This window comes from Pseudoclavibacter sp. JAI123, from assembly GCF_013409665.1.
GTDB lineage: Bacteria > Actinomycetota > Actinomycetes > Actinomycetales > Microbacteriaceae > Pseudoclavibacter.
Window position 1 is genome coordinate 1946401 of the sequence record NZ_JACCCM010000001.1, and the last position, 12402, is coordinate 1958802.

Annotated in this window: 12 protein-coding genes and 1 other RNA gene; 6 read left to right on the plus strand and 7 right to left on the minus strand. The window is 66.4% G+C overall.

Translation table 11 applies throughout. The features are described from left to right. Positions 1 to 10: 10 nt before the first annotated feature. Positions 11 to 937 carry an aldose 1-epimerase family protein gene (locus HDC34_RS09150; RefSeq protein ID WP_179556634.1) on the plus strand — a complete coding sequence of 309 codons (927 nt, stop codon included), beginning with the start codon at positions 11 to 13 and terminating at the stop codon, positions 935 to 937. Positions 938 to 974: 37 nt separating this feature from the next. On the opposite strand, the gene HDC34_RS09155 is transcribed toward HDC34_RS09150, so the two are convergent. Further along, positions 975 to 2021, minus strand: a complete 1047-nt coding sequence (locus tag HDC34_RS09155) for a LacI family DNA-binding transcriptional regulator (protein ID WP_179556635.1) — start codon at positions 2019 to 2021, stop codon at positions 975 to 977. Positions 2022 to 2136: 115 nt separating this feature from the next. On the opposite strand from HDC34_RS09155, the gene HDC34_RS09160 reads away from it, so the two are divergent. The 3 genes from HDC34_RS09160 (at position 2137) to HDC34_RS09170 (ending at position 5099) form a co-directional block, all read left to right on the plus strand. Continuing rightward, entirely contained in the window at positions 2137 to 2961 is an 825-nt protein-coding gene (locus HDC34_RS09160; protein WP_179556636.1) for a Nif3-like dinuclear metal center hexameric protein, read from the plus strand. A gap of 102 nt (positions 2962 to 3063) precedes the next feature. Beyond that, positions 3064 to 3798, plus strand: coding sequence for a zinc ribbon domain-containing protein (locus tag HDC34_RS09165; RefSeq protein ID WP_104312044.1), 735 nt, complete (start codon positions 3064 to 3066; stop codon positions 3796 to 3798). A 149-nt stretch (positions 3799 to 3947) separates the two neighbouring features. After that, entirely contained in the window at positions 3948 to 5099 is a 1152-nt protein-coding gene (locus tag HDC34_RS09170) for an ABC transporter ATP-binding protein (protein WP_104253354.1), read from the plus strand. A 215-nt stretch (positions 5100 to 5314) separates the two neighbouring features. Here HDC34_RS09170 and HDC34_RS09175 read toward each other — a convergent pair whose 3' ends face one another. The 3 genes from HDC34_RS09175 to HDC34_RS09185 form a co-directional block, all read right to left on the minus strand. Continuing rightward, positions 5315 to 6277: a carbohydrate ABC transporter permease gene (locus HDC34_RS09175; RefSeq protein WP_104312043.1), complete on the minus strand. Its 963-nt coding sequence runs from the start codon at positions 6275 to 6277 to the stop codon at positions 5315 to 5317. Further along, positions 6274 to 7404, minus strand: coding sequence for a carbohydrate ABC transporter permease (locus HDC34_RS09180; protein WP_179556637.1), 1131 nt, complete (start codon positions 7402 to 7404; stop codon positions 6274 to 6276). The genes HDC34_RS09175 and HDC34_RS09180 overlap by 4 nt, the downstream gene beginning before the upstream one ends. A gap of 112 nt (positions 7405 to 7516) precedes the next feature. After that, positions 7517 to 8833 carry an ABC transporter substrate-binding protein gene (locus HDC34_RS09185; protein WP_104312041.1) on the minus strand — a complete coding sequence of 439 codons (1317 nt, stop codon included), beginning with the start codon at positions 8831 to 8833 and terminating at the stop codon, positions 7517 to 7519. 324 nt (positions 8834 to 9157) lie between these two features. On the opposite strand from HDC34_RS09185, the gene rnpB reads away from it, so the two are divergent. Next, an RNA gene (gene rnpB / locus HDC34_RS09190) (RNase P RNA component class A) lies at positions 9158 to 9546 on the plus strand. 67 nt (positions 9547 to 9613) lie between these two features. On the opposite strand, the gene ppgK is transcribed toward rnpB, so the two are convergent. Then, a complete protein-coding gene (gene ppgK, locus HDC34_RS09195) occupies positions 9614 to 10396 on the minus strand; it encodes a polyphosphate--glucose phosphotransferase (RefSeq protein WP_179556638.1) in 783 nt (260 codons plus the stop codon). A 51-nt stretch (positions 10397 to 10447) separates the two neighbouring features. Further along, positions 10448 to 11320 carry a type I methionyl aminopeptidase gene (gene map, locus HDC34_RS09200; protein WP_179556639.1) on the minus strand — a complete coding sequence of 291 codons (873 nt, stop codon included), beginning with the start codon at positions 11318 to 11320 and terminating at the stop codon, positions 10448 to 10450. A gap of 12 nt (positions 11321 to 11332) precedes the next feature. Between map and HDC34_RS09205 the strand changes: the two genes are divergently transcribed. Then, the gene (locus tag HDC34_RS09205) at positions 11333 to 11521 is read left to right on the plus strand and encodes an SPOR domain-containing protein (RefSeq protein ID WP_179556640.1); all 189 of its coding nucleotides are present in this window, start codon (positions 11333 to 11335) and stop codon (positions 11519 to 11521) included. Between the two features lie 29 nt (positions 11522 to 11550). On the opposite strand, the gene panB is transcribed toward HDC34_RS09205, so the two are convergent. Continuing rightward, positions 11551 to 12378 (minus strand): 3-methyl-2-oxobutanoate hydroxymethyltransferase, encoded by an 828-nt coding sequence (gene panB / locus HDC34_RS09210; RefSeq protein WP_257023101.1) that lies wholly within the window; start codon positions 12376 to 12378, stop codon positions 11551 to 11553. Between the last annotated feature and the right edge of the window lie 24 nt (positions 12379 to 12402).

A 12402-nucleotide genomic window follows, 5' to 3' on the forward strand; every position in this document is an offset into this window, starting at 1 on the left:
CGGTGGATGCATGCACCCACCCGTCACCGGCGTTCAGCACCATCTCGAGAATGGGCGTGTCCGCGTCGCGGTCGGCACCGTCGCGGCGGTGCTTCGATCTCTCGACGTCGACGGCGTGCAGCTGGTCGAGGACTTCGGCGACGACGTCCTCCCGCCGTTCGGGGCCGGCATCACCCTCTTCCCGTGGCCGAACCGGGTCCGCGATGGCAGATGGAGCTTCGGCGGCAAGACTCAGCAGCTCGACATCACGGAGCCGAGCAAGGGCAACGCGTCGCACGGCCTGCTCCGAAACACCGAGTACGCGGTCCTCGGCACCGATTCCTCGAGCATCGAGCTGGGGGCGACGGTCTACCCCCAGCACGGATGGCCGTTCACCCTCCGACACTGCGTTCGGTATCGGGCGAGGCAGGACGGACTCGAGGTCACGCACACCGTCTCCAATCTCGGGGCGCAGGACGCGGTGTTCGCGGTTGGCGCGCATCCGTACTTCCGGCTGGGCGAGGAGCCCATCGGGGACCTTGTGGTCACGTCCGACCTGACCGAGCGGGTTCTCCTCGACGACCGCCTGCTCCCTGTCGGCACGGAGCCTGTCGTCACCGGAGGCGAGTTCGACTTGACGTCGGGACGCGAGCTTCGGGAGCTCGACCTGAACTACGCGTTCAAGGTCCGCCCGAGCGGCGAGAAGACGCTGGTCACTCTCTCGTCCCGGTCGGGCGCCCGACTCGAGTTGTGGGGCGACGACGACTTCCGGTACGTCCAGCTCTACACGCCGAGCGACTTCCCTCGTCCCGAGGGGCACCATGGCGGTACGGGCCTCGCATTCGCTGCGGAGCCCATGACGGCACCACCGGACGCTCTGAATTCCGGCACCGACCTCATCGGGATCGAACCGGGCGGGGTCTGGACAGCCTCGTGGGGAGTCACGTTCACGAGATAGCGGAAGCCTGCCTGCACGGCTGCCGCTGCCGTTGCCGTCAGATGCCGGAGCCTGAAGACCGTCGTACGACGAGGCGCGGCTCGATGAGCAGCTCATGCGGCAGCGAGTCGTTACCGGCCTCGGCTTCGATGAGCCAACGCGCCGCCTCGCGTCCGATGACGCCGTTGTGCGGGTCGACTGACGTGAGGGAGACCCCGGCTATCGACGCGAGGAACGAGTTGTCGTACCCGGTGAGCGCCACGTCCTCGGGGGTCAGCCCCCGCTCATCGAGAGCACGCTGCACGCCAAGGGCTGCGAGGTCGTTCGCCGCGATGATGGCTGTCGGCGGGGTCCCGCGAGACAGCAGGCTGGTCGCGGCCACGTAGCCGCCGAGTTCGGTGAAGTCGCTGTCCTGCACATGCACGTGACGCGCGAGCCCGTGCGTGGTCATGGCTTCCTCGTACGCCTCCGCTCGGCTGCGACCGACGGCCGTCACACCGCCGAGGTGCGCGATGTCGCTGTGCCCGAGGCCGGTGAGGTGCTCGACGAGGAGGGCGAGGCCCTTCCTGTCATCGGTTCGCACGCTGCCCGCGTTCGGAAGGCCCTCCGCCAGTCCCGAGGCCACGACGACCGGTCGGTCCTCGGCGAGCGATCCGAGTGACGTCACATCCGGGAGGGAACCCGCGATGAGGACGCTTCGGGGACGCAGGTCGCTGAGCGTCGCGATCGTTCCCTCGTTCAGCCGACGAACAGTCCCGGATTTCGGCAGCACGGCGGTTGTCATCAAACCGCGGCGCCCTGCCCGGTCGAACTCCAGGCTCGCGGCGTCGATGATCTCGGCGAAGACCGGATTCACGGGGTCGGCGACGAGGATGCCGATGAAGTCGCTCATGTTCGTCGCGAGGGAACGGGCGAGCAGGTTGGGGCGGAAGCCGAGCTCCTCGGCGGCCGCGAGAACGCGCCCCTTGCGAGCTTCACTGACCTTCTCCGGGTCGCTGTAGACGAGTGACACCAGAGACTTGGAGACGCCAGCGACCGCAGCCACATCGCGGATGGTCGGACGCTTCGCGGGATTCGCGACAGGGCCGCGCTCTTGTTCTGACAAGACGTCTCCTGGGGGAAACTCTGATAGAAGGACTCCCGGGGGAAGGAGCAATGAACTGCTCACTCTACGCGGAAAGTCCAGTGGTTGGCCGCATCACCGCGGCTAGGATCGCCCTATGGTGACCCGACTGCGCGACGTGCTGGAATTTGCCGAGAGAAGCTGGCCAACCGCGGGGGCGGAGGCCTGGGATTCGGTCGGACTGGTGTCCGGTTCGCCCGAGGCGGCCATCACCCGAATCCTGCTGGCGGTGGATGCGACGCAGATCACCGTCGGCGAGGCGGTCGATACCTCGTCTGACCTCCTGCTCGTGCATCACCCGCTGCTCCTGCGCGGTGTCACGACCGTCGCGGAGACGACCGCGAAGGGGGCACTCCTCGCGACCCTCATCCGAGCCCGGTGCGCGTTGATCGCGGCCCACACCAACGCGGACGTCGTGGAGACCGGGACCTCCGCCGCGCTCGCCGCAGCGCTTGGCCTCGAGGGTGCTGTCCCCATCGTCGTATCGAGCGACCACCCGAGTCGCGGACTCGGCCGCGTCGGTCTCCTGCCGGAACCGATGACGCTCGGTGCGCTCGCCCGGAGGGTCGCCAGCATCCTGCCGGCAACCGCCACGGGCATCCGGGCCGCGGGCGCGTTCGACCGGGTCGTCGAGACGGTCGCACTCTGCGGAGGTGCGGGCGACTCGCTGCTCAGCGAGCCAGCAGTCGTGAGCGCCGATGTCTACATCACGAGCGACCTCCGGCATCATCCCGCGTCCGAGGCTCTCGAAGAGACCCTCGCGAGGGGGAGCGGCCCGGCGCTCATCGACACCTCGCACTGGGCGAGTGAGTGGCTGTGGCTGGATCACGCCGCGCGCGAGCTGCGGGAGGCGTTCCCCGAGGTGGAGGTCGAGGTCTCGGAGCTGCGGACGGACCCATGGGACTTCGCCATCCCGCAGTAGTCGACTCAGCGCACGAGAGCGCGCCCTGTGCGGGCAGCGCGCGACTTCACGACAGAATGAGAGCACTATGAACGTCATCCAAGACATGAACACGGGCCAGGCATGAAGGCCAGCGAGGCGGACCAGCGGCGTCTGCTCGAACTCGCCGACGTCGACACGAAGCGTCGACGGGTGCAGCACGTCGCGAAGAATCTGCCGGAGCAGCATCACCTGAACGCCCTCGATGAGGAACGGACGCAGCATCGCGCGGAGGTCGTGCGGTTGCTGGGCCAGCTCGAGGATTCCCGGAGTGAGCTCAGCAAGATCGAGTCGGATGTGGCGACCGTGGAGGCGCGTCTCAAACGAGACGACGAGCGCCTGCAGGGCGCATCGAGCCGCAAGGACATCGAGGCGCTGCAGCGCGAGATCGAGGTGCTCCAGCGTCGTCGCTCGATCCTCGAGGACGGCGAACTCGAGGTCATGCAGCGCGTCGAAGAGCAGACCGCGGCTCACCAGGCAGCGCTCGAGTCGCAGCGCGGGGTCGAGGAACGCGCGACCGAGCTCACCGTGCTGCGGGATGCCGCCCGCGACAACTTGAAAGGCGAGTATCGAGTGCTCGCCGAACAGCGGGAGAGCGTGCTTGCCACGCTCCCGAGCGATCTCGTGGCGCTCTACGAGAAGCAGCGGGAGCGGTACGGGGTCGGCGCGGCCGAGCTCATCGGCATCATCACGACCGGCACGAACGTCGCGCTCGATCGGCCGGAGCTCGAGAAGATCCGCCGCGCCGCGCCGGATGACGTCGTGATCTGCCCGGATTCCGGTGCGATCCTCGTGCGCACGGAGAAATCCTCGCTCTGACTCGAACAAGTCGCGCGCCCGCCGCTGAGTTCTGACATACTCAGTGGTGGAGCGCCGACGGCGTCGCTTGAAGTGAAACGCATCGTTGCTCCTCACCTATTACTACGGATCGTCCGGCACGTACCTGCCGGTAATGAGGGAGTACTCCTATGGCAACTGTGACCTTTGAAAGCGCCTCGCGCATCTACACCGAGGGCGCTCGCCCAGCGGTCGACAGCTTGGACCTCGAGATCGACGACGGAGAGTTCCTCGTCCTCGTCGGCCCGTCCGGCTGCGGCAAGTCGACATCGCTCCGCATGCTCGCAGGCCTCGAAGAGGTGAACCGCGGACGCATTCTCATCGGCGACCGCGACGTCACGCACCTCCCTCCCAAGGACCGCGACATCGCCATGGTGTTCCAGAGCTACGCGCTCTACCCGCACATGACCGTCGGCGAGAACATGGGCTTCGCGCTCAAGATCGCCGGCATCAACAAGGAAGAGCGTGCGAAGCGCGTCCTCGAGGCCGCCAAGATCCTCGACCTCGAGCCCTACCTCGACCGCAAGCCGAAGGCGCTCTCGGGTGGCCAGCGTCAGCGCGTCGCCATGGGCCGCGCCATCGTCCGCAGCCCCCAGGTCTTCCTCATGGATGAGCCGCTCTCGAACCTCGACGCGAAGCTGCGCGTGCAGACGCGCACGCAGATCGCGAGCCTCACCCGCCGTCTCGGCGTCACGACGGTCTACGTCACGCACGACCAGACCGAGGCGCTCACGATGGGCGACCGCATCGCCGTGCTCAAGGACGGCGTGCTGCAGCAGGTCGGGACACCGCGTGAACTCTACGCGAAGCCGAAGAACGTCTTCGTCGCCGGCTTCATCGGCAGCCCGTCGATGAACATCTTCGGTGCCGACCTGACCTCCGAGGGCGTCCGCTTCGGCACCGACGTCATCCCGCTCGAGCGCGCGACGCTGGCGAAGCTCAAGTCGGGCACCGCGACCGTCGGCGTTCGCCCGGACGACATCATCATCTCGCGTGAAGAGAAGCCCGGCCTCAAGGTCGAGGTCGACCTGGTCGAGGAGCTCGGCGCCGAGGGCTACCTCTACGGCCACTCGATGATCGACGGGAAGCGCACGGACATCGTCGCTCGCGTCGACGGTCGCAGCCACCCCGAGGTCGGCGAGACGATCTACGTCACGACCGACAACGACCACATCCACATCTTCGACCCGGAGACGGAGCAGCGCATCAGCGGTGCGCTCACGGAGGCCATCCGCCTCCAGGAGGCGAACGACGCTCTCGCGAGCGGCGCGGCTACCAGCTAGCACTCCTTCGAAAGCACGGAACGCCCTCCGCAGATCTCGCGATCTGCGGAGGGCGTTCTGCTGTCCGTATCCACCTGCGCGCCGCCGCCTCCCTGCGCCGCGGTCCTCCCCGCGGTTCGGATGCAGCGCGGAGACGCGCGCCGCACACGAAGGAGGGGGAGCCTCGCGGCTCCCCCTCCTCGGTGTTGCTGGCACGTGATGGTGCCGGCGGGGTTCTACCCCTTTGTGGATCCAGCCAGGAGGCCGCGGACGAAGTATCGCTGCAGCGAGAAGAACACGATGAGCGGAACCAGGATGGACAGGAACGCGCCGGCTGTGAGCAGCGGCCATTCCTGACCGCGGGAGCCCGTGATCTCGGCGAGCAGCTTTGTCATCGGGGCGACCGCACCGTCGGCGAACACGAGCGCGACGAGCAGGTCGTTCCAGACCCAGAGGAACTGGAAGATGCCGAACGAGGCCACTGCGGGCAGCGTCAGCGGGACGATGATGCGGAAGAAGATCTGGCCGTGGCTCGCGCCGTCGACCCGGGCCGCTTCGATGACCTCACGCGGAATCTCTGCGATGAAGTTGTGCAGCAGGAAGATCGCGAGCGGCATGGCGAAGATCGAGTGGGCGATCCATACCTGCGCGAATCCGGCGTCGGCGCCGAACGCCGCGATGACGGGGACGCCGAAGATCTCGCCGCGAGCGAAGAGCTGCAGGAGCGGGACGAGCGCCATCTGGATGGGCACGACCTGCAGTGCGAAGACCAGGATGAACAGCCAGTTCTTGCCCTTGAAGTCCATCCAGGCGAACCCGTAGGCGGCGAGCAGCGCGATCGCGAGCGGGATGACCGTCGCGGGGAGGGCGATCACGATCGAGTTGAGGAAGGCCTGCGCCATCGTCAGCTGCGTGTTGCCCGATGCGAGCACTTCGACGTAGTTGTCGAAGGTGAAGCCCCAGTTCTCGAAGATCGTCCACCAACCGGTGCTGACAACCTCCGCCTTGGGGCGGAACGAGGAGACGAAGAGCCCGAACGTCGGGATGGTCCAGATGACGGCGATAGCAATCGCCGCGACGGTCGCCCATCGACTGGTGAGATTCTTCTTGACCTTGCCGCTTGTGCTCTGCTCGCCTCGCGCGAGCTGCTCCGCCGTCTTGGTGTCGACGGGAAGTTCGACTGGAACGATGGCGCTCATCGGATCTCCCTCTGCTTCTTCATCTGGTTCGCGTTGTAGATGATGATCGGCAGCACGAGGATGAACAGCACGACCGCGAAGGCGGCCGATCGTCCGGTCTCGAAGGTCTTGAACTGCGTGTACATCTCGTTGGCGATGACGCTCGTGTCGTTGGCGCCTGCGGTCATCGTGCGAACGATGTCGAAGACCTTCAGCGACGCGATGGAGATCGTCGTCACGACGACGACGAGCGACGAGCGGATGCCGGGAACCGTGACGTTGATGAAACGCTGCCACGGGTTGGCGCCGTCGAGCGAGGCGGCCTCGATCTGGTCCATCGGCACGCCCTTGATGGCCGCTGACAGCACGACCATGGCGAAACCGGTCTGCACCCAGATCAGGACGATGATGAGGAAGAACGTGTTGAGCGGCGACTCGGCCAGGAAGTCGTACGGCTGTCCGCCGAACCAGACGAGGATCTGGTTGAGGAGGCCGATCTGGTCCTGGTCTGCGGGCCGTGCCGTGTACATGAACCGGAAGATGATCGACGCGCCGACGAACGAGATGGCCATCGGCATGAAGACGAGCGCCTTCAGGAACTTCTCGCCGCGCGACTTGTCGATGAAGACCGCGTAGGCGAGGCCCGCGACCGTCGACAGGATCGGCGTCACGACGACCCAGATGATCGTGTTGAAGACCGTCCGGAGGCCGCTCGGCTGCGTGAAGATCCAGATGAAGTTCTCGAGGCCGACGAAGTCACCGGCCTTGTTCGTGAACGCCTGCCCGGTCGTCTGGATGCTCGGCACGATGAGGCCGACGACGACGAGGATCAGGGCTGGGCCGAAGAAGCCGATGAGACCGATCAGGTAGCCGGCGCCTTCACGCGACCGGCTGTCGAGCCAGAAGAGGAGCGCGCCGAGCACGATGGCGATGATGGCCGCCCACGTGTAGGTGCCGAGGATGAAGACGAGCGCAACCGGGACTGCGATGCAGACCACGAGACGGAGCACCGTGTACTTGGTGCCGGGACGAGGAGCGAGCTCGACGAAGTAGACGATGAGCGCGACCACCGCGAGGAACGCGATGATGACGATCGGGACTTGCAGAAATGGTGGCAATTGAGCCAACCACGTGAAGAAACTTGCCATGGTGACCTTCCAGGGTGGCAGACAAGCACGTTCGTTCGCGGGGGACGACGTCGTCCGTGCGGTGGAATGCGTGTGGAGCACCCGGCGGACGCCGGGTGCTCCACACGAGTGCTTAGCTGGAGGGCCAGCCGGATTCGATCTGGGTCGTCACGGTGTTGACGTCCGTGCCGTTGATCCAGTCGATGATGCCCTTCCAGAACGTACCTGCGCCCACTGCCGACGGCATGAGGTCAGAGCCGTCGAAGCGGAAGGTCGTCTCGGGGTCCTGAAGGATCTGGATGGACTCCTGCAGGATCGGGCTCTTCGCGTTGGCAGGGTCGAGACCCGTGTTCGCGCTGATCACGCCGCCGAGTGCGACGCGGCTGTTCGCCCACTCCGGGCTGGAGAGGTACTCGAGCACCTTGACCGTGTCCTCGTCCGAGTTGAACGATCCGACGATCTCGCCGCCACCGGTGACAGCCTGCTCCTTGCCCTCTGCGGGGGGCGTCATGAAGGCCCAGACGTCGCCGTCCTCACCCACGGTGCCGCCGGCCTCAGTGATGAAGCCGTCGTAGAAGGAAGCCTGGTGGTGCAGTGCGCACGTGCCGTCGACGAGCTTGGGGGCGACGTCGCCGAATGCCGTCGAGTTGATGGAGCGAACGTCACCGAAACCTGCGTTGACGTAGTCGGGGTTCGTGAGGATCTTGCCTGCCTCTTCGAACGACGCCTGGATGCGCTCGTCGGTGAAGGGGATCTCGTTGGCGACCCACTGGTCGTACACCTCCGGTCCGTGCATGCGGATGACGAGGTCTTCGATCCAGTCGGTTCCGGGCCAGCCGGTTGCCGCGTCGGAGCCGAAGCCCGCGCACCAGGGCGCGGTTCCCGTCTTGCCCTGGATCTCACCCGTCAGCGTGACGAGCTCTTCCCACGTCTTCGGGACCTCGTAGCCGTTGTCCTTGAAGAACTTGGGGGAGTACCAGACGAAGCCCTTGAGGTTCGCCATGAGCGGTGCGCCGTAGACGGTGCCGTCGTAGGACGAGTACGTCTTCCAGTCCTCGGACCAGTACTCTTCGAGGTTGCTCACGACGCCCTCGGGGGCTTCGGTGAGCAGTCCCGTGCTGGCGAGGTCGCCCATGAGGCCAGGCTGCGGGAAGATCGCGATGTCGGGCGGCGTGCCACCCTGTGCGCGCACGGAGATCTGCGTCTCGAACTCCTTGGAGCCCTCGTAGACGATCTCGATGCCGTTCTCCTCCGCCCAGCCGGACCAGGACTCCTCGAGGAGCTCTGCTTCGGCGTCGACGATGGTGCCGTAGATCGTGACCTTGTTGTCACTGGGGGCACCTGAGTTGTCCTGCACGCCGGGTCCGCCTGAACAGGCGGTCAGACCCAGACCGGCAACTGCGAGTGCGGCAACCGCTGTTGCGGCTCGCCGCTTCGTGGATGTTGTCATTGAACTCCTCCTTAAGTCCTTGACTGCGAGTGAACCGCCGTTACGGGCAGTCATTGCCCGGATTCGCTGCGAGAACGCGGCGGGTCGTGCACAGCATTCCTGAGATCTGCGTGTGGAAATGCCGTGCGCTTTTGGAGCGTACACGAACATATGAGTTCATCCACGCCGTTCACTAAGTCGTTATCAAGCGACGTCCCGCGCGGTAGGAAGTGCCTCGGCGTGCGCCGAATTTGTTGTCTGACACGACGATGCCAGCTCGCTCGCGAGTGCCGCGGCGTCGCGACGGTTCGTAGCCACGTCCAGGGCGGTAGCATGGCACGTGAGTAGGTCGACCAGGCGGTCGCGTCATGGGAGACCATGCCGAGGAACGTCCGGGCTCCACAGAGCAGGACGGTGGGTAACGCCCACCCGGGGAAACCCGCGAGACAGTGCCACAGAAAGCAGACCGCCCCGCCGCCGCTTCCTTCGAGGAGCGGGACGTCCTCCGGGACGCAGGGGTAAGGGTGAAAGGGTGGGGTAAGAGCCCACCGGGTGCCTGGTGACAGGTGCCGCACGGTAAACCTCGTCCGGAGCAAGGCCATACAGGGGATGACGACGCTGCTCGCCGAGTCCCCGGGTAGGCCGCTGGATTCGCACGGCAACGTGCGAGCGAGAGAGATGGCCGCCCCCGACGCAAGTCGGGACAGAACCCGGCGTATCGGTCGGCCTGCTCACCTCAGCTTGGAGACAGGAGGCCGGGGGCGACGCGTCGCCCCCGGCCTCCTGTCGTGGAGAGCAGCCCTACACCCAGTGCTCTGCCGCAAGGCACGCGGATCCGACGATCCCGGCGTTGTTCATGAACTCTGCGACGACGATCGGCGTCTCCACATCGATGTAGTGGAGGAACTCATCGGCCTGCTTCGAGATGCCCCCGGAGACGATGAACACGTCGGGGGAGAACAGCGCTTCGAGCTGGCGGTAGTAGGGGGTGAGGCGGGCGCCCCACTCCGCGAACGAAAGCTCCTCGCGCTCCCGAACCTTCGACGAGGCGTACTTCTCGTAGTCGCTGTGCTCGCCGATGCTGATGTGGCCGAGCTCCGAGTTCGGGAACAGGTGGCCGCCGTAGAACATCGCCGTGCCGATGCCGGTGCCGAGCGTGGTCATGATGACGCTGTCGAGCCTGCCGTGCGCGACACCGAATCGAACCTCGGCGATGCCGGCCGCATCCGCGTCGTTGGCGAGTGCGACCTCGCGGCCCACAGCTTCCGAGAACGCCGCGCGTGCCGCGAAGTTGATCCACAGCGGTGAGATGTTGGCGGCGGATCGGGTCACGCCGTGCTTAACGATCGCAGGAACGCTGATGCCGACCGGCACGTCGGTGTCGCCGTCGAGGTCCTTCGCCCAGATCTTCCGGACGATCTCCATGGTCGCGTCGATGACCTCGCGGGGGTCCCCACCGACCGGCGTCGGGACCTTCCGCCGCTTGGAGAGCAGCTCTCCCGTTCGCAGGTCGACAAGCGCTCCCTTGATGCCGGTCCCGCCGATGTCGATGCCGATGGCCTTCGTGGCTCTGCTCTTCCCCATGCCTGCGAGCATATCGGGCGCGGAAGCCATAGCCCTTCTGTGCCGTGGGCGTCAGGCGGTGGGAACCGTGAGCAGGCGCGCACCGTCGGCGGTCACCACGACGGTGTGCTCCCACTGCGCGCAGCGGGACCCGTCGGCGGTCACGACCGTCCATCCGTCATCCCAGAGACGCCAGTCCGACGTTCCGAGCGTGAGCATCGGCTCGACCGTGAAGACCATGCCCTCTTCGATCACGGTCGTGTACTGGGGAGCGTCGTAGTGCGGGATGATGAGGCCGGAATGGAAGGCCCCGCCGACCCCGTGACCCGTGTAGTCCCGGACGACCCCGTAGCCGAACCGGCCCGCGTACTTCTCGATGACTCGGCCGATGATGTTGACCTGGCGACCCGGCTTCGCGGCGGCGATACCGCGCATCATGGCCTCGTGGGTTCGCTCGACGAGCAGCCGCGACTCTTCATCCACCTCACCGACGAGGTACATGCGGTTCGTGTCGCCGTGCATCCCCTCGAAGTAGGCGGTGATGTCGACGTTGAGGATGTCGCCCGATTCGAGCCGTGTGCCGTCGGGGATCCCGTGGCAGATGACTTCGTTGAGCGAGGTGCAGCTCGCCTTCGGGAACCCGCGGTAGCCCAGCGTCGATGGGTAGGCGCCGCGGGCCGTCACGAAGTCGTGGGCGATGCTGTCGAGCTCGTCCGTCGTGATGCCAGGCACGACGTGCTGCTCCAGGTGCTGGAGCGCGTCGGCGGCGATGGCGGATGCGCGAGCGATGCGTGCAACCTCGTCCGGTGTGTACACGTCACCACCGGTCCACGCGTCCGGTGCCTGCTTGCCGACGTACGGCGGGCGTGCGATCGAGGAGGGAACGGATCGGACTGGTGCGCTTGGGCCGGGTGTGAGGAGTCCGGTTCTCGGGTCTTTCGGCATACGCTTGAGCCTATGACCGATACGCATGCACAGGAATTCTGGTACAACTCGCGCACGGGAGAGGTGGAGGTCGGAAAGCAGTCCCTCGGCTCCGAGCTCGTCGGCCCGTTCACCTCCGAGGCGGAGGCCAAGCGCGCCCCCGAAAAGCTTCAGGAGCGCGCCAAGGCCTGGGCTGAGGAGGAAGCCGACGAGGACCGCTGACTCGCACCTCCGTCGGTTGGTCGACGGGGCTAGCTGGTCTGGTCTTCGAAGCTCTCGGCGGCAGAGGGGAACGCGCCGGACTTGACCTCGTCGCGGTACGCGGAAGCCGCATCGAGCAGCGTCGTGCGAAGGTCCGCGTACTTGCGGACGAATCGCGGAACGCGCCCGGTGCCGAGGCCCATCGCGTCAGTCCAGACGAGGATCTGCCCGTCGCACTCGGCACCGGCGCCGATGCCGATGGTGGGGATCTCGAGTTCTCGCGTGATCTCGGCGGCGAGCACGGCCGGCACCATCTCGAGCACGACGCTGAAGGCGCCAGCATCCTGCACGGCTCGTGCGTCCGCGCGCACGCGCTCAGCGGTGTCGCCCCGGCCCTGCACGACGTGCCCGCCGAGACCATGCTCGCTCTGGGGCGTGTAGCCGATGTGCGCCATGACCGGGATGCCCGCCTCCACGATGCGCTTGATGGTCGCGTGCGATCGCACGCCGCCCTCCAGCTTCACCGCCTGCACGCCTGCTTCCTTCATGAAGCGGACCGCCGTGTCCAGCGCCTGCTCCGGTCCGCGCTCGTAGCTGCCGAACGGGAGATCTGCTACGACGAGGGCTCGCGACACGCCGCGCGCGACGGAGCGCGCCATGGGAATCAGCTCGTCGACCGTGACGGGAAGCGTGGACGTCTCGCCGAGCACGGTCGTCGCCGCAGAATCGCCGACAAGAAGGACATCGATGCCGGCTTCGTCAAACACCGCAGCGGTCATGGCGTCGTAGCTGGTGAGCGCGGTGATGCGCTCACCAGCGGCCTTGGCCGCCTGGAAGTGTCGAATTCGGACTCGCTTCGGTGCACTGGCCTGAGACATGCAGGCCATCATACGGCGGGGCGG